This is a genomic window from Cyanobium usitatum str. Tous (genome assembly GCF_963920485.1).
Lineage (GTDB): Bacteria > Cyanobacteriota > Cyanobacteriia > PCC-6307 > Cyanobiaceae > Cyanobium_A > Cyanobium_A usitatum_A.
The window spans coordinates 2,625,741-2,642,955 of record NZ_OY986431.1 but is presented as its reverse complement, the minus strand read 5'-3'; the positions used below and the strand labels follow the sequence as shown (position 1 = coordinate 2,642,955).

Here is a 17,215-nt window from a genome sequence, read left to right as displayed (position 1 = left end):
TGGCGGATTCGGTCCTGAGCAGAAGCGGCGTCCCAGCAAGTGGTGTAACTCGGGGGGGTCAGCCCCGGCGTAGCCGGGGCTGACGGCTCGCCTCCCTCACGTCTGTGCTGTGGCAATGGGTGGGCCGGTCTGTGACCCTGTTCGGAGCACTACCACCGAACCGAACACAGACCATGACCCTTACCCATAGTGGCGCCTCCGAGCTGGCTCAGCTCATGGAGGGCACCACCGCTGGCGCCCTGATCCCTGAGATCGTGCGCCGGGGCTTCCAGGAACTGCTGGAAGCCGAGGTCTCCGCGGCCATTGGTGCCACGCGCCATGAGCGCTGCCCTGACGAGCGCTCCACCCACCGCAACGGCTACCGCCAGCGGCTGCTCACCACCCAGGTGGGCGATCTCAGCCTGGCTATCCCCAAACTGCGTCAGGGCAGCTTCTTCCCCGACTGGCTCGAGCCGCGCCGCAGGGTCGACAAAGCTCTTTACGCCGTGGTGATGGAGGCCTACACCGGCGGCATCTCCACACGGAAGGTCGACTCCCTGGTGGAGGCGCTGGGCGGCGCCAGCGGCATCTCCAAATCGGAGGTGAGCCGCATCTGCGCTGGACTCGACGAGCAGGTGAAGGCCTTTCTGGGCCGGCCTTTGGACCATGCCCGCTTCCCCTACCTCTACCTCGACGCCACCTACCTCCACGGCCGCCTGGGCTGCAACATGCAGGTCTGTTCCAGGGCCGTTGTCGTCGCCATCGGCATCAACGGCCTCGGTTACCGCGAGGTCCTCGGCATCGCCGTTGGCGACAGTGAGGCCGAGGGCTTCTGGCGCCAGTTCCTGGGCTCGCTCAAAGAGCGTGGTTTGACTGGCACACGACTGGTGATCTCCGATGCTCACCTGGGGCTGACGGCGGCGATCAAGCGCATGTTCCAGGGCAGCAGCTGGCAGCGGTGCCGGGTGCACTTTCTGCGCAACCTGCTCAGCCATGTGCCCAAAGCCGGCCAGGACATGGTGGCCGCTGCCATGAAAGCGGTGTTCGTCATCCAGGCCCCCGATCAGGTGCGCTCCCACTGGCAGCGAGTCACCGAGATGCTCCGCAAGCAGTTCCCGACAGCTGTGCCCGTGATGGACGCCGCCCGAGACGACGTGCTGGCCTTCCTCCACTTTCCCCAGGAGCACTGGCGTAAGGTGTGGAGCACCAACCCGCTCGAGCGGCTCAATAAGGAGATCAAACGCCGCACCAACGTGGTCGGCATCTTCCCCAACGACGCTGCGATCGTGCGGCTGGTGGGCAGCCAGCTGCTGGAGCAGCAGGAGGAATGGCAGCTGGAGCGCCGCCGGTTCTTCTCCGAGGCGACCATGGCCAAGATCCCGGAACCAGAAGAGCCGCTGGAGCTCACTGATGCTGATCCGACTGCCCAGCCGTCAGCAATCACCAGCTGAAGCGCAACACATCCTTCCTCGATCTACACAGAACAGATCGATCGCTGAGTTGCCAATTCAGCGATCAGGGTTCATAGTGGATAAACGGAGCTGAGTAATCAGCTTCCAAGCAGTCACCCCTTGACTGCATCTGTTCACCCTCCGGAAAGGGTCACAGGACCGCCTGAGTTACACCACTCGGAGGGGCGCTACCCGCGCCCGCCTATGTAGTTGACACCGAGCAAGCAGATCAAGAAGTGGGTTCCAGTAGACCTGGAGATCTAACTGATCGTGGATAAATCCTGCATAGGCAAGCACATAAAAAGGTGCCTGTCTATCCCAGAGGTACCGCCTCCACATCAACTACACACAAAACTACGCCTCCTGGGTCAACAGGTAGAGCGATGGCCTGGGCTGATGACGCAGGGAGCAATCAGCAAGATAAGCTTCTCATCATGAAGGAGTTAATCGCGATAATTAGACAGCTGACCGCGACCTCCAAAAAAAGCAAAGCGCCATTCAACTCGAGCCGCGGCGGACTCAATACTGGAGGGAATCCCGCAACTTTACTCGCAGATCTACGGGTCGGCACAATACCTATGCTCTGCACTTCAACGGGAAAAAGCCTATAACTAATTGCAAAGATCCACAAGGGGGTAGGCTGGGATATTCGTTTACCTTAGGAGGAGCATCACGCAGCACTCACGCTAACTACCATTGCCACTATTGGTAAAGGTTGAGATTATTCAAGGCCTTAATGTGAATCAACTGGGTCGTGATGACAAAGCAAAGCTTTGTGCAGAGCCCATCACTACGTAGATCTCGACGCTGAGATGCTGCGCTGGATGTGGGCACGTACCTTCTACTTGCTGCCTAGACATCAGCCAAAAGCAAAAAGATATTGTCGTTAATATTTTGGGACGTGGTGGAGTAATAGAAATAGCGCGTTAAATTCTATCCTCTAACAAGCTATCTTTATCAACTTTCGCAGATTACCACAAATGAGGGCATGCCATCCTGTCAAGCGGGCGAGGGAAGGCTTAAGGCAGTTAAATATGTAATGGCTAATCTTGAGCCATACACCTATGGAAGTATTCCGTTCGACTCTGGCTGTGAGTTATGTACCGGATGGCGCTCTATGGGGCTACCAGAATTACTGAGTTAACTTCACACGCGCCAACTACGTCATCAGGAAGCTGTCAGTTACCAGTGGCAAGGGAGTTGAACTTCGAAATTCTTTGTAGATTATTGATTCTACCCTGATCGTACAAATTAGGAACTAAAATCCATTCCACGGGGGCTTAAACCAGGTAATAAGCATCAGGGGGCAAAAAGCGACACTCATGCCTTGGTTTCTAATTAGGGACTCCTGAAAAAGCCAGATCGACTGCAGCGCAACTTGTTTCAGCGATCGAAACCCGTTAAACTCGCCGCGTACAGAGCAATTGACGATTGCTACAACTGCTGAACGCTGCAGATGTACCGAAAACACCATAACGGCCAGCTCTCAATCGAAGAATTCCATGTGCCTTTTGGCGGCACGTTGGACCCGGACAATCGCTGGGTGCTCTTCTCCAGGCTGGTGCTATGGGAAGAGCTGGAAGAAACATATGCCCCTCAGTTCAATCCCACAACTGGCGCCCCTGCCAAGCCTGTCAGATTGGCGTTTGGCGCGCTATTCATCAAACAGCGGCTTGGCCTGAGCGATGAGGAAACCGTCGAGCAGATCCGAGAAAATGCTTACATGCAGTTTTTTCTTGGCTTTGCGGGCTATTCCAGCAAGTCGCCATTTGATCCATCGATGATGGTTCATTTCCGAAAGCGATTCTCGGAGGAGGATCTCAAACGGATCAACGAACTCATTGCCGAACGAGGTAAGGCCATGGTGATCGAGGCTATGTCCTCACTCCCAGATGACAACGATTCTGACGACCCAGGCGCTGATGCTGTCAACCAGAAATCACTGGACGACTTCGTGAAGCCTGCAGATTGGCCAGAGGACAAGAACTGGGGAACACTCACCATCGATGCCTCTTGCACGCCAGCCGACATCACCTATCCGACTGATCTGAAGTTGCTGAACGAAGCAAGGGAGTCGACTGAACGAATTATTGATGATCTGTGCGACCAGCACATGGACTTTCGCAAACACCGGCCACGATACGACCGCGGTAAGGCACGTGCTGTTTTCCTTAATGTCGCCAAACAGAAGAAGCCACGCCGTCGCAAGATTAAAGCTGCGATACGCCGCCAGCTCGACTATTTGCAGCGAAATCTTGATACCATTGATGCCTTGATCGTTGCTGGGGCAGGGCTTTCGGGCCTAAAGACACATTGGTGGCAGAAGCTTCTCGTGATCAGCGAGCTGCACCGCCAACAAAGCATCCTGCTGTACGCCAAGACGCGCAGCATCCCCGACCGCATCGTCAACCTAGTTCAGCGACAGGTTCGTCCCATTGTTCGCGGCAAGGCAAGAGCTGCTGTTGAGTTTGGCGCCAAGATTAGTGTTTCCGTGCGCAATGGCTTTGCCTTCCTGCACAGGATCAGCTGGGATCCATACAGTGAAGGTGAAGACCTGATTCCACAAGCCAAGAAATATAAGCACGAACATGGCTGCTATCCCGAGCGGATCTGCGCCGATCGCATCTATATCACTACCAAGAATCGAAACTTCTGCACCAGGAACAACATACGCCTATCTGGTAAGCGATTGGGCAGGCCGCCGAAGGATCCCGAGATCAATGCGGCTCATAAGCAACAGCTCAGTGCAGACCAACGGAGGAGAAACGAGGTGGAGGGCGTCTTTGGATCAGGGAAGCGGAAGTATTCACTACGGCTGATCATGGCTCGGCTGACTAAGGGTGCAGAAACCTCGATCTCTATGGGGTTTCTGGTGATGTGCGCTGAGAAGATCCTGAGGCTCCTCCGCCTCTTTTTTGTCACTATCTTTGCTTGGTTTTACTCCTGGCAATGGCCAGGCTCCTCCTGGGTGGTCCTCAGGAACATTTGCCTGCTTGAGACAGTCAAATCTCCTGTCACTGCATGACCGAGTTTTCGAGCTGCCTGTCCTCCTTGGTCTTTGGCCGCACTCGAGGAGGCGCAGTTTTCTTTTTCAGGAGTCCCTAATTAAGTCTTCATCAGGCCGCACTGTTCAAGATGGCATCCGGGATTCTCGCTAAGGGCCCTTCGCTTTTCTGTGGTTTAGATAGTATTGGGTTATCAAGGCATATTCCAAATGACTCCTGGATCACTGACCGCTAGCTTTCTAGGAAGCTGAAAATCAAAATCGAAGAAGCGTTCTTCTGCCTTAAGATCGTCGGAGTACTCAGGAAAATAGAGAATATTGGCATGTTCCGAAATCCATCGGATGGTGCATATAAATTTTACGTGCCACTCGCGCTCCAGTCAAAGGGTAGAACTTGATGACCCTGCATGAAGCCAGCCATTATGACTTAATCATTGTTGGTGGTGGTTTGTCTGGATTAAGCCTGGCTTCTTATTTACCAACTTATTCAATCCTGATTCTTGAGACGGAAGACTTTATAGGAGGAAGAGTCCGATCGCATCAATTGGAGAATGTGTACGCTGAGTTAGGAGCCATTTTCCCTTTCAGGCAAGCCAGGCTTTCAGACTTCGATTGTAACTCTCCTGTTAAACCGGTAGGCCTATACGAGAATGGCATCCTCTATCTTGGCAAAGATCCGCTTGATGCTCTCCAAAATGCCAATCCAGGCTCATCGCTAGATATTGAGCTATTGAAATCTTTTGCCAATCCATATATATCTCTTTTGAATGGAACACTTAGGATCCCAAATCAGCACTTCGGAGCCCTACACCGGTTCTCCGATCATATCACGCGTCAGATTGATGCATTTCACAGGGTCATCCACCCAGAGCATGCAGGTTTATACTCTCCAGCAATTGTGGGCCATTGCCTCGTTGACTGGCCATGTATCTTTGATCGGGATCCCAATAGTTCGTTTGTCAACAGAATTGTGGAGGGCTTGGGAGAGCGAGTAACAGTGCGAACAGGATGCCGAGTGAACCACGTTTCACCTGATCAATATGGACAAATAGTTGTTCAGTATCGGAGAGGGTCTAATTCACTTAGCGCCGGGTCTCGCCTTTGTGCAATAACTGCTCCAGGCAACCAAATGCTCGGCATATTGAAAGATTTCCAATCTTCCAACTTAGGTTTCTATCGCAATGTTGAATATGCATCAGGGATAGTATGCGCAATAGTCGTGGATGAAGCGCCTGAGCTGCCGCGCTATATTGTTAGCCCCGACCAAGTGTGGTCGTCGATAATACCCTTAACACGTGGAGGGAAAACCATTCTACATTGCTATATTACTGGGTCACAAGCCACCTCACTCTGGAATTCTTCAGATAACGAGATTATACATATACTTACTAAGTCAATGCACTCAGTGGGGATTGCCCGTAAGACCTTGGATGCCATTGTTCAGAGATGGCCAAAGCTGGGACCCATACTATCTGAACAGCTCAAACTCAGCTACTATCCTCAGCACTTTCGTCTAGCCCGAAATCTGTGGTTTGCGGGTGAAATGGCTCTATATACGCCGACTTCACCCCTTAGCTATGGGATGGCCGCCGCGGCTAAGGCTGGCAGAATGATCGCATCTGATATTTTATCAGCATAACTAACTACCAACCAGACTCAACGCAGATTTGACAATGACATTGCTGCACCCTCTGATAAGAGCTCATGTGTACGTGCTTCGGGATGACAGACCGGTCTTCATTCGAACCATTGTCGAAGGCGATATTGCCTTTCATGGATTCAGACTAAAGGCTAGCCGCTGCTCTGAACTTGCTAACGACTTGTGCGAGCTGAATAGTAATGGGTTGTGGGAGTATAACCGGGGTTTTGGAGTCACAATGGAGGACAGCGCTCTCGTCATCGATGGGCTCATAGACGCAGGCTGGGATACCGATGCACTCAAAAATTCTGTTGATCTGCTGATTAGCCACTTCTACGCCCCTGGTGATGGCGCATTTCATACCCTCTTTCATGGGCGTTCTAAATACTGGCTCGGCCCTTCCCTTGAGGCCAATGCGTTTGCTGTATACTTCATTGAGAAGCTTGCTATCTGTTCTCAGTCTGAGGTTAAAAAAAATGCATTAGAATATATCCTAAAACAACCATTCTCCCCAACTGGATGGAAAGGGCGATGGTTTCAGCAGCAAGCCCTTTCTAATTACTACGTGCTACGTGCTCTTGCTGCTGTAGGCAATAAACGCCCTAATTTGCTTCCGATACTCAAGCATATGCTGCAAAGTCAGACTCCGGACGGTAGCTGGAATATGAGTGTCATATCCACTTCGTTAAATGCCCTGTCCATCGCCTACTTGGTTGAACTTATACCAGACAGTTTTACCATTTCACTTAACCCATTGCAGGCCATCCTAAATGCAGAATCCTGGCTTCGCAGTGGCAATTGCGTAGACAAACAAAGCGAGCCGATTCTTTATTACTGGCATGAGACAGCGAGCCTTATTAGTGGAATCGTAGGCAGAAGAATCTTCTATCACTGTGAAGATATGGGTGAGATTGGAAGTGCGTTGCGAAAGTTCAGTTTAAGAGAGATTGGCTTGCGTTTTCCAAGAAGCCGCTAAGCAGCTTCTGCATCGAGTCTGATGTCAAGCACTGCACAGATATTCTGCACCTAGCTGCACATATCCGGTCTAGGTTAGTGAGAGGGGCTGGTTGACATCTGTGCCGAAACACTGCCTCAGATTCGGATGTTCGTTTGCTAAGTGCACTGCCGCCAGCCGGAAAACCCTTTTCCTCCTTAACTCAAGATTCTACTTGCGCCTCCAGACAATGAGTCAATTTCCCAACTGGGGAGCTGAACCTGTTCGAAAGGGGCAAAGTGAATGCAATCGCCAGCAAGTCCTTCTCCGAAGGAGTTGCTGGCCTACATCACCAACATGGCAAGGATGCTGATGGGGATGCTAAATCGGTGGGCCAAAGCCGTGCAGCTAAGACCCTCACCAGGCGGTAGCTGTCAGGAAACGTACCAGTACACCTGAGCACGCCCTCGCGTCCGAAACACCCACGGCCAAGTCCAAAAGCGGCGTCCCAGCAAGTGGTGTAACTCGGGGGGGTCAGCCCCGGCGTAGCCGGGGCTGACGGCTCGCCTCCCTCACGTCTGTGCTGTGGCAATGGGTGGGCCGGTCTGTGACCCTGTTCGGAGCACTACCACCGAACCGAACACAGACCATGACCCTTACCCATAGTGGCGCCTCCGAGCTGGCTCAGCTCATGGAGGGCACCACCGCTGGCGCCCTGATCCCTGAGATCGTGCGCCGGGGCTTCCAGGAACTGCTGGAAGCCGAGGTCTCCGCGGCCATTGGTGCCACGCGCCATGAGCGCTGCCCTGACGAGCGCTCCACCCACCGCAACGGCTACCGCCAGCGGCTGCTCACCACCCAGGTGGGCGATCTCAGCCTGGCTATCCCCAAACTGCGTCAGGGCAGCTTCTTCCCCGACTGGCTCGAGCCGCGCCGCAGGGTCGACAAAGCTCTTTACGCCGTGGTGATGGAGGCCTACACCGGCGGCATCTCCACACGGAAGGTCGACTCCCTGGTGGAGGCGCTGGGCGGCGCCAGCGGCATCTCCAAATCGGAGGTGAGCCGCATCTGCGCTGGACTCGACGAGCAGGTGAAGGCCTTTCTGGGCCGGCCTTTGGACCATGCCCGCTTCCCCTACCTCTACCTCGACGCCACCTACCTCCACGGCCGCCTGGGCTGCAACATGCAGGTCTGTTCCAGGGCCGTTGTCGTCGCCATCGGCATCAACGGCCTCGGTTACCGCGAGGTCCTCGGCATCGCCGTTGGCGACAGTGAGGCCGAGGGCTTCTGGCGCCAGTTCCTGGGCTCGCTCAAAGAGCGTGGTTTGACTGGCACACGACTGGTGATCTCCGATGCTCACCTGGGGCTGACGGCGGCGATCAAGCGCATGTTCCAGGGCAGCAGCTGGCAGCGGTGCCGGGTGCACTTTCTGCGCAACCTGCTCAGCCATGTGCCCAAAGCCGGCCAGGACATGGTGGCCGCTGCCATGAAAGCGGTGTTCGTCATCCAGGCCCCCGATCAGGTGCGCTCCCACTGGCAGCGAGTCACCGAGATGCTCCGCAAGCAGTTCCCGACAGCTGTGCCCGTGATGGACGCCGCCCGAGACGACGTGCTGGCCTTCCTCCACTTTCCCCAGGAGCACTGGCGTAAGGTGTGGAGCACCAACCCGCTCGAGCGGCTCAATAAGGAGATCAAACGCCGCACCAACGTGGTCGGCATCTTCCCCAACGACGCTGCGATCGTGCGGCTGGTGGGCAGCCAGCTGCTGGAGCAGCAGGAGGAATGGCAGCTGGAGCGCCGCCGGTTCTTCTCCGAGGCGACCATGGCCAAGATCCCGGAACCAGAAGAGCCGCTGGAGCTCACTGATGCTGATCCGACTGCCCAGCCGTCAGCAATCACCAGCTGAAGCGCAACACATCCTTCCTCGATCTACACAGAACAGATCGATCGCTGAGTTGCCAATTCAGCGATCAGGGTTCATAGTGGATAAACGGAGCTGAGTAATCAGCTTCCAAGCAGTCACCCCTTGACTGCATCTGTTCACCCTCCGGAAAGGGTCACAGGACCGCCTGAGTTACACCACTCGGAGGGGCGCTACCCCACGCACTGTTGTTGGCAGGTAGGTGCTGTCCCAGCTCCACACCTAATTCGGGCCTGCGGCCCGCAGCCGTGGCACTGGCCTCGGCTCCTGTGGTGGTCGGGCGCGACCGCGGCGATTCGCCTGGCCATGGAGAGGCGTCAACTTTCCTGGCAGAGGGGGAGGGCTGGGTTCAATGGTCTACTGCTTCTACTGGACGTTGAAGCGGCTCCTGTTCTTGGTTGAATTAATCGTCGGTGGTCAGCATGGAAGTCATGCGTGACACATGTCGATATATTTACGAAACCGGGGAAAGCCGGTGAAGATCATGGAACGTGATATTACTATTAAGCAATGGTTCAAATTAAATGACCTCCCAAGAAAAACTTTCAGCGCTCTTCGCTGAAAATCCTAATTACCTAAAAGAAATAGAAAATTTTAGCACGCCGGAGCAGGTTGCGAATTACCTAGAACAGAAAGGGGTGACCGTCACCAGTGGAGATTTAATTCGTTACGCTTCGGAATCAGTTACGGAACTTGATGACGCCGCACTTGCTAGAGTCGCTGGTGGGGCTTGGACGAATAACGATGACAATGATAGATCAGTTGTGACAGGCGCTATAGCTTTTGGCGTGATGGTAAAATAAATTTTAATCTACTTATTTCTTAGCACCCAAACAACATCCTAAAACAATGTCTTTCCAGCAGCTTGTTGACGCTTGCCAAACTGATGCAACATTGGGGGAGGCCATAAAGACATCACAATCGCTCGATAACATTTGCGCCCTTGCTCTCCAGCAAGGAATTAGCATTACACCAGAAGAGATCATCAAGGGAGCTGCGTCAGTCACATCTGAGTTGTCAGATGCAGATCTTGCTGGTGTAGCAGGAGGGTCTTGGTCTGGGAATGAGGGAGTAGATTCAGGTCTCTCGTGGGCAGGTGGAGCTGCTGGTGCTAGTCTAGCGATGCCAGCAATCGGCCTTGCGATTCTTATTAAGTAACCCTAAAGACCTTTTCCGCTTCTGATTGCGACCTCTAGGTAAGCTATTAATCAAAGGTCACCATTCAGGTGGCTTTTTTATTTTATATCCTATGCCTGCTGCTGTCGCTACCAGAACCTTCTTCATACACTGCAGCTCCTTCTTGAGCGCCTAGATCTGCCGTTGGAGCTAAGCACGGAACCTTTCGAACTCCTTCTGCTCTTTAAAGCTAAATACTGTCTTATCATTAACATCCTGAACAGACTGCCGTCGCGCCTCACCTGCTCGGAGAACTCATCCGCTCACGGCAGAGTAGCAACTGAGTTCGGTCATATTCAGTTCTGACATCTCCGGCTCCAACGTGGACTTGTCGATGGCGCTCTAGCCATCTTGTTCCTTCTCAGATGCCATCACCTCTTCGACATGAATCGGCTAAATCTTCCTATACTTCTAATATTTGATCAATTGGGTACCAAGGGCTTCTAAAATCTAAGCAACGCTTAGCCGGTGTGCGACAAGCTCATCGCGCCCGCCCACGTAGTTGACACCGGGCACGTGGCGCTGCTCATCGTCAACACCCTCGCCCTCACGCCCTGCTCAAGCTGCAAGTGGCCGTGGTGCTCAAGCGTCTCCACCAGCTGCGGCAGCGGGCATGGAGCCACTTGCCGCAAAGCCGGTCGCTGGCTTCCCACAGCGGCACCAGGGCCTCAACCACCTCGGGGCCGTAACGGCGCCGGTGTTGGCCCCGCAGGCTGCTCTGCTCTGCTGCTGATCCGCTCGCTGGTTCAACCGGCGTAGGAGCGATTTGCGGTGATAGCCGGTGAGGGCCTGCAGCTCATTCAGCAGCTGCTGCTTCCCCGCACGGCTCAAGCTCCGGTAACGCTCTGCTGCCGCGTTGATCGCCAAGGCAATCCTCTCTCCCTCCTTGAGAGAGCCGGGTCGGGCTACCTCAGGCCTTTGGCGTCACCCCGCGCCGATGCAATAGGCGGTTGCCAGTTCTAATGCAACAACCTTAAACGCGTAACAGCCTTAAAGGTAAAATGTGCACATCAACCTGATTGACACGGGACATCGGGGATCAGAGAACAAGATCCCAATCGTTGCGGCCGTCTCCTTGAACGAGGCTGGCCATCCAATTCACGCCAGGATCACAGGCGTGAGCGGCTTCAGCTCAGAGGCGATCGCTGAATGAGCCAAACGCCATCTGATGCCCGGCAGCCAAGTGCTCTCCGATGGCTTGGCCTGCTTCCGAGCCGTGACGACAGCCAACTGCGACCACAAGTTTGCTGTCAACGGTGCAAGCCCCCAACGACCTGCCGCAGTTCCGCTGGATCAACACGTTGCTAGGCAACCTCAAGACCAGCTTCTGCGGCACCTTTCATGCCTTCAACTAGCGCTACGCGGGCCTGCGGCTATGACAAGTACGCCCGGCGCAACCTGGCCGGCTTCTGCTTCCGCTTCAACCGGCGTTTCTCAATGCCTGCGATGACGTAACGGATCACCAATGCAGTCTGCTGCTGCACGCCTTGCACGGAGGGCGATCTCAGGCTTGCAGAGGCTTATGGGTAATCACGTGACATTGAGTCAATAGTTTCGTGCATACATGTTACAATAATTAGGGTTGCTCATCAACAAGAACATCCATGTCCGTAGAAAACGCAAAGGCTTTTTTGCAAGAACTAGGTGACAACACAGTGCTGCAACAAAAGTTTGAGGCTGCTGACAATGACGGACGACTGAAGTTAGCGCACAGCCTGGGGCTGGACTTCTCCCCTGACGAATTGATGGAAGTACTAAACAAAAGTCAGATTCAAGCAACAGAAGAACTTACAGATAGTGATCTAGCGACTGTTTCCGGAGGGTTTAACATAAGGCCGCCGGTAACGCTGCCAGGGCCGTTGGCAGGAGCAGTTGCCGCAGTGGCTGGCACCTCTGGAATGAACCCAACATTTAATATTAATAACACAGCTAATATCACAATAAACATTGGCTGAATTCAACCTTCATCCACCAAGCGCTTCAACAGCTCTCCTAATCTAGAGCGGGGCTACCCGTGTACCAGCTTTAGGCTAGAATAATAATGATTCAGCCTTACAAGAGCTTGGGAACAATTAGGAGAGCGAGGCACTCATACCCGCTGGGTGCCTTGATTGAATTCAGCAGTCCAAAGCAAGTTGGCATTGATGCTCCACTTGGCGCCAATCGCCAACACTGGGCTGCTCCAATATCTCTCTGACAAGAGAGAGCAGACTATCCCTCAAAGCAGTATTTCAGGGCTTTTTTCATGCTCAAATAGGGACACTCCGGCAGTGCAATCAACAGGAGTTATACAAGCTACTCCAGTTACTCAACGAAGAAGTAGCTAACAGCCAATAGGACAAGAAACCAGCACAGCCGTTATGAATTGCGCTGCTCTCCCAAGAATTGCCAATGCACACATTAATTTGCTTACATTGCGCAAATCTGCAACCACGTACATGCTTACTTGGATAAGCATACTTCTGCTTCTTCGAACATTCATTCATCTCAGATATTCCTTAAGCGCACTTATAGGACACAAATGATGGCAATCACTCCCAATAGCTTAAAATCGAATCCAAGAGCTTCTCATGCCAGCCTCGTAAAATGGTATATATCTGAATGCACTGACCAAGCACAATCACACAAATACAAACAAGCATCGTTACTCGCTGGAGAGCTTGATGAGTTGTATCAGACCAGCGAAGCCACGTGCGGCTTTGAATATCATCACTACAAACCAGATTCTCACCCAGACTATCTAGTATACTGCAATGCGAAACAATTTGCCAATATCGAAGGCAGAAAATTAGTACCAGAGTGGTGGCCGAACGTTCAAAGAGACTGCATTGAAGAATGCGACCTTTCTTCCGCAGAACGAGGGCTGTATCTTCCATGCGAGAACTGGATCGAATTCGACCAAGGAAGAGATGGTCTTATGATGGCGGGGATATGGCAGATGGTTAGATCACATGGAGAAGACCAGACAGGTGATTGGGAAAGAATCATCTCAACCCTGGAATCCTGGCAATCAAGCAAAGGAACTATAACTTGCTCAAAAACTGTACGGCATTTTCACCAATTATTGGGCCATGCAGACCAGATTGGCATTATGTGTGGTCGAGGCTCCTACCTAAAGCTAATGAAGCAGCATCTCTACGGCTCACAAACTGACGCTCATATCCAATATCTATCCAGCATTACCAATGATTCTTGGGAGCATAGTCTTGAGTTGTACTCTACACACCTAAAAGAACATGGCAGCTATCTACGTCCAGCAACTAGTGTCGACATTGATCTTGGTAGCGACCTCTTATTACCACAGATTGGAATAGAGCTCCATCCGCAAGGCCTCCTAGGCCGTGCTCTCCCTGATTTGCTTCTAAGTTTACTTGATGACGTTTTCAAGATCGATTCAGATCAAATAGAGAGTGTCGAAAACTTGCTGAACTACCTGCCAAAGGGAACTGAAACTCGCGGATTTCTTGATGGCTCAGAGAAAATGAGTAGAAAAAAGAGAGTTGCCAAGCTAAACCATATAAAGGTTATCTTCTCGCCCGATTCGCACGCAAAGCTCAAGTCTTACGTTCGCCTTGTGGAGCAACATTCTTAGAAGAAAGTAATACAAAGATATCTAGGCAGGAGAGGATCAACCCAGCCAGAGCCTCTCAAGAAAGTAATCAGTTTTGCCAGGCTTATGTCTCATAAGAGTGTCGAGAATCCAGCCCTGGGCACCATTATGGTGACGTTCGCTCCAAAGCCTATCTAAGCATGAATCCAGTCCTTCCACCTGAGAGAGCAGATCGGGTTCGGAGGCGAGGATACCCTTCAGCCTAGACAGTGCATGACTAACATCAAAACCAACGATTGGCGTCAAATAATCATATGCAGGGTGACTTCGGATATAAGCGTATGCAAAAGATGTTTGCGCAAAACGAGCACTAAAGCGCTTACTCATTGGAATCTGCCGAATGCAAAAGCCCAACTGCTCAAGCATATTGATCGAACGAAGTCCATAAATTGAACAGCCAAGTGAATCATCAACTTCAAGCCACTGACCGCCCACTGTGGTTAGTTTGCCGGCCCAATCCTCACAGCATATCAATGGATAAGCAGGAAAGCATTTAAAAGGCAATTGGGAAACTAGTTCACCAAGTTGCTTATGCCAGCTAGTCAAAAGGATTACCGGCTTGGAAACGGCGCTATCAGAAAGCAAATACGAGTTATAGCTCGTTAGAGATTCAGGTGAAGCAACAATGAAAATTATATCAGAATTAAAACTAAGAGAAGCTGAAATATAGTGGGGTGCAAATGCCAGGATTGCAGCTGGCTGCTCTATTATACGAATTCCCAGATCCAGCTCGCAAGTAACAAGTGGTAAGGGATCGTGTGAGTGGAATTGGTCGCTCCTCATAAGACAGACCTTATGACCAAGCCATGCAAGCCAGTTTGCATAGCTAAGTGCAACAGGTCCAGACCCTAATATCTCAACTTTCACAACCTAAACTCAATATCTTTAGAGCGATCACCAGGAAAGTAGCCTGCATGGGAACGGGGAGCAATCCTAATCAGCAAAGCATCTCGAGCGCTTGCCATACAATCACTAGCGTATGTTCGATGATATGTTAGTCCGTTGAAAACGGCATATCCACCAGCATTGAGACGTGGAATGACCGTAGAAATGATTTCATCAGGGAAATCCTTGGAAACATCTGACAAGTCGGCTACGCCATCACCAAAACAGGAAGAGAAGTAGGACGAGCGAAGACTAGCAAGTTCAATTCCCGGTATCTTCTGACCAGAAGACTCTTGCAATGGAATCCAAACAGTCAACATAGGCCTCCCTCCATACACAATGCTACTATCCTGGTGCCAGTCCTGATTATTCTTGTTCTTTGAGATCTGGCTAATTTCATGGCAAGGATAAGTTCTACGCAGCAAACAACGGTTCATAAGCAGAACCATAGATTCGCCAAGGAGAGACTGGTCAAGCAATAGGGCATTGTGCATAAGATCTGCGACTACACTCTTTGCAATATCAACAAGAAACTGAGAAAGCTCCGGGCTGAGATCTGACAGGTAGTCAGCCAGATATAGAGGTGCATCTCCTCGTATCAGAATCTGGCCCTTATACAGAGAAAGCATCTTGTCGATCACTTGACTTGAGACATAGTTGTCTCTACACAGCGACTCACCAGTCTGGATTAGTTGTGGAAACAACTTAGGCTTACGCTCTGACAGCTGAGCATTCGCATTAAGGATAAACAAGGCCTTCCAACCTGGAACCTGATTAGCAAGCCTACGAGCTTCTTCACTGAGCGGATCTAGTACCCAGCCTTGTTCACAAAGCATGTCATGCAGCTCACCATATCTTAGGCTGGGATACTCTTGAGCTAAGACTGCAAGTTTTGCTAAAAGGTTCATAAGACGAATCGAGAGTTCTGAAGACGCTAAAGCCCAATTGGACAAGCCAAGTCAGATGAAAAGCAACGAACTACGTGCACAGGAAGATTCTCAGGACTGAGGCCAACGCAATAGAGGCTCGTTACATTCATTGCCGTAAATTTTGAAATCAAGTCACTAACCAGAAGGCGGGGATCCACCGATAACTCGATGTTCGTAGTTTGCATGCCAACCATTCCCATAGCAGAATCCAAAGTGGTTTCATTGATGGCGGCAATAGTTGGCTTAGGATTAAGGTGAGTCCTAGGCATGGCCAGGTAATCATCGGAAGAAACTACGTATCCACCCTTGCGCCGGCTCGCTGGAAGTGTATTCAATTCTATCGCCTCTTGAATACGCCATACCTGCGCAGCTTCCGAAATAGCGCGGCGAGCCGCAATCAACGGACTATGATTGCATCCCCATCCGTTGAAGAGCTGATATGCTTTGTCGGGAGACTTAATGAATAGAGTGGCCTCGAAAACCGCTGCAGCTTTTGACCGCAACAAACGCAGAATCAAAAGATGGCCTTGATCAGCCAGTCGATCGACAACGTTGTCAAGCAGTTGATCGCCAAATGAAGCTGAACAGACAGGTATTACAGAATCAGGTTTATCAAAGCAATACTGCATGGCATCTCTTTCGATAAGCTCATAGAGCGCATGCAGCATCGCCTCGTCTACGGTATTGCCAGAGGCCAGTCCATTGGTAAAGGATCTAAGTGGCAGCCCCGCCTCCAACGCTGCGGGATAAAAGACATCACAGGCTGGAACAAAGCATTTAGTATCAGCAATAAGATCTCTGCAAGGGATGCAGTTAACTATTGGTTGCTCGACATTTGAGGAGAGGCAGTAACGAGCATCGCGGAAGCGGACAATTCGGCCATCAAGACTGTTCACCCAGGGCATGCCTTTAATAAGAGGAGACTCTATCAGGCTCATCTCAATGCCTTCCATAATCGCCGAGGCAGTAGCAGCTGATGCTGTATACCCCTTGCCAAGATTAAGATAACCCGAATGAGCGTTCTTCCTAAGTGCTTCAAAAACATGAAGCTCAGGAATGCAGCTACTTGTATGGTCAAATACGCCAACGATTCCAAGCCCTTCGAGAGAAGGGCTAACCAGTTCAATAGTTTTGGACGCAGATTGAGTTCGAAGCGATGTCTTAAGGTCTTCCATTGTCAAAGGATCCAAGTTGCCAATGCTACTGGATTGACGCGGTACAAGCAACACATGAATAGATCGCCTGCTTGACGGGTTGCGGAGCATTCCTTCATGCAAGCCAACCCTTTAGAAACTATCATGCATAAAGATACCAGTGCCCAGTGAATACATAGAGCAGCATCTAAAGGCGAGCAAGGCTTGCAGATAGAGTCTTGGGAGGATGGACAACTCGGCTCATTAGTAGATAAGACAGTGGAAGAGTGGTGCCTTCTTGCAACCGCAGATTTTGTCAACATGCAAGGCCCCGTTGGCGTAATAGATGAAGTCTCATTGTTCCGTGGGTATCGATATCTTTTCCGGTAGCAGGGCTCGATCAAGTCGATGAGCGCTTCTCACGGCACCACCACCTCCATCTCAGAGAGAAACTTCTCCCGATTGGTCTGCTTCTTGGCTGTGGTGAGCGCGTAATCAGAGAAGCCAAGCTGTTTGCCACCCATCAACCCAGTCCTGGCCTGCGATTTCAGGCT

The 17,215-nt window shown here is 51.7% G+C and carries 13 protein-coding genes and 1 pseudogene; 9 read left to right on the top strand and 5 right to left on the bottom strand.

Translation table 11 applies throughout. The annotated features are described in order from the left end of the window. The first annotated feature begins 173 nt into the window (after positions 1-173). The 7 genes from U9970_RS14155 (at position 174) to U9970_RS14310 (ending at position 10,086) form a co-directional block, all read left to right on the top strand. Positions 174-1,430 (top strand): IS256 family transposase, encoded by a 1,257-nt coding sequence (locus U9970_RS14155; protein ID WP_322765564.1) that lies wholly within the window; start codon positions 174-176, stop codon positions 1,428-1,430. A gap of 1,456 nt (positions 1,431-2,886) precedes the next feature. Then, positions 2,887-4,455 (top strand): IS5 family transposase, encoded by a 1,569-nt coding sequence (locus U9970_RS14150; RefSeq protein ID WP_322764652.1) that lies wholly within the window; start codon positions 2,887-2,889, stop codon positions 4,453-4,455. A 376-nt stretch (positions 4,456-4,831) separates the two neighbouring features. After that, on the top strand, positions 4,832-6,073 hold the full coding sequence (locus tag U9970_RS14145) for an FAD-dependent oxidoreductase (RefSeq protein WP_322764740.1): 1,242 nt from the start codon (positions 4,832-4,834) through the stop codon (positions 6,071-6,073). A gap of 34 nt (positions 6,074-6,107) precedes the next feature. Beyond that, positions 6,108-7,049 carry a prenyltransferase/squalene oxidase repeat-containing protein gene (locus U9970_RS14140; RefSeq protein ID WP_322764739.1) on the top strand — a complete coding sequence of 314 codons (942 nt, stop codon included), beginning with the start codon at positions 6,108-6,110 and terminating at the stop codon, positions 7,047-7,049. Positions 7,050-7,656: 607 nt separating this feature from the next. Further along, positions 7,657-8,913 (top strand): IS256 family transposase, encoded by a 1,257-nt coding sequence (locus tag U9970_RS14135; RefSeq protein ID WP_322765564.1) that lies wholly within the window; start codon positions 7,657-7,659, stop codon positions 8,911-8,913. 539 nt (positions 8,914-9,452) lie between these two features. Then, the gene (locus U9970_RS14130; RefSeq protein WP_322764738.1) at positions 9,453-9,731 is read left to right on the top strand and encodes a hypothetical protein; all 279 of its coding nucleotides are present in this window, start codon (positions 9,453-9,455) and stop codon (positions 9,729-9,731) included. A gap of 46 nt (positions 9,732-9,777) precedes the next feature. Then, entirely contained in the window at positions 9,778-10,086 is a 309-nt protein-coding gene (locus U9970_RS14310; RefSeq protein ID WP_407653050.1) for a Nif11-like leader peptide family RiPP precursor, read from the top strand. 600 nt (positions 10,087-10,686) lie between these two features. Here U9970_RS14310 and U9970_RS14125 read toward each other — a convergent pair. Further along, positions 10,687-10,935 (bottom strand): hypothetical protein, encoded by a 249-nt coding sequence (locus U9970_RS14125; protein WP_322764737.1) that lies wholly within the window; start codon positions 10,933-10,935, stop codon positions 10,687-10,689. A 773-nt stretch (positions 10,936-11,708) separates the two neighbouring features. On the opposite strand from U9970_RS14125, the gene U9970_RS14120 reads away from it, so the two are divergent. Both U9970_RS14120 and U9970_RS14115 read left to right on the top strand, forming a co-directional pair. Further along, positions 11,709-12,059 carry a Nif11-like leader peptide family natural product precursor gene (locus U9970_RS14120; RefSeq protein WP_322764736.1) on the top strand — a complete coding sequence of 117 codons (351 nt, stop codon included), beginning with the start codon at positions 11,709-11,711 and terminating at the stop codon, positions 12,057-12,059. Positions 12,060-12,628: 569 nt separating this feature from the next. Then, entirely contained in the window at positions 12,629-13,696 is a 1,068-nt protein-coding gene (locus tag U9970_RS14115; protein ID WP_322764735.1) for a hypothetical protein, read from the top strand. Between the two features lie 36 nt (positions 13,697-13,732). On the opposite strand, the gene U9970_RS14110 is transcribed toward U9970_RS14115, so the two are convergent. From U9970_RS14110 to U9970_RS14320, 4 genes and pseudogenes are all read right to left on the bottom strand, one after another. Continuing rightward, the gene (locus U9970_RS14110; RefSeq protein ID WP_322764734.1) at positions 13,733-14,581 is read right to left on the bottom strand and encodes a hypothetical protein; all 849 of its coding nucleotides are present in this window, start codon (positions 14,579-14,581) and stop codon (positions 13,733-13,735) included. Continuing rightward, positions 14,578-15,507 (bottom strand): phytanoyl-CoA dioxygenase family protein, encoded by a 930-nt coding sequence (locus U9970_RS14105; RefSeq protein ID WP_322764733.1) that lies wholly within the window; start codon positions 15,505-15,507, stop codon positions 14,578-14,580. The genes U9970_RS14110 and U9970_RS14105 overlap by 4 nt, the downstream gene beginning before the upstream one ends. 26 nt (positions 15,508-15,533) lie before the next feature. Next, positions 15,534-16,793, bottom strand: coding sequence for a YcaO-like family protein (locus U9970_RS14100; protein WP_322764732.1), 1,260 nt, complete (start codon positions 16,791-16,793; stop codon positions 15,534-15,536). Positions 16,794-16,995: 202 nt separating this feature from the next. Further along, positions 16,996-17,185: pseudogene (locus tag U9970_RS14320) on the bottom strand (IS5/IS1182 family transposase); the annotation flags it as partial. Positions 17,186-17,215: the final 30 nt, after the last annotated feature.

What these genes read in the sequence shown, in the direction of transcription:
- U9970_RS14155 (WP_322765564.1), top strand. Translation starts at nt 174, where the DNA reads ATGACCCTTACCCATAGTGGCGCCTCCGAGCTGGCTCAGCTCATGGAG.
- U9970_RS14150 (WP_322764652.1), top strand. Translation starts at nt 2,887, where the DNA reads ATGTACCGAAAACACCATAACGGCCAGCTCTCAATCGAAGAATTCCAT.
- U9970_RS14145 (WP_322764740.1), top strand. Translation starts at nt 4,832, where the DNA reads ATGACCCTGCATGAAGCCAGCCATTATGACTTAATCATTGTTGGTGGT.
- U9970_RS14140 (WP_322764739.1), top strand. Translation starts at nt 6,108, where the DNA reads ATGACATTGCTGCACCCTCTGATAAGAGCTCATGTGTACGTGCTTCGG.
- U9970_RS14135 (WP_322765564.1), top strand. Translation starts at nt 7,657, where the DNA reads ATGACCCTTACCCATAGTGGCGCCTCCGAGCTGGCTCAGCTCATGGAG.
- U9970_RS14130 (WP_322764738.1), top strand. Translation starts at nt 9,453, where the DNA reads ATGACCTCCCAAGAAAAACTTTCAGCGCTCTTCGCTGAAAATCCTAAT.
- U9970_RS14310 (WP_407653050.1), top strand. Translation starts at nt 9,778, where the DNA reads ATGTCTTTCCAGCAGCTTGTTGACGCTTGCCAAACTGATGCAACATTG.
- U9970_RS14120 (WP_322764736.1), top strand. Translation starts at nt 11,709, where the DNA reads ATGTCCGTAGAAAACGCAAAGGCTTTTTTGCAAGAACTAGGTGACAAC.
- U9970_RS14115 (WP_322764735.1), top strand. Translation starts at nt 12,629, where the DNA reads ATGGCAATCACTCCCAATAGCTTAAAATCGAATCCAAGAGCTTCTCAT.
- U9970_RS14105 (WP_322764733.1), bottom strand. Translation starts at nt 15,507, where the DNA reads ATGAACCTTTTAGCAAAACTTGCAGTCTTAGCTCAAGAGTATCCCAGC.
- U9970_RS14100 (WP_322764732.1), bottom strand. Translation starts at nt 16,793, where the DNA reads ATGCTCCGCAACCCGTCAAGCAGGCGATCTATTCATGTGTTGCTTGTA.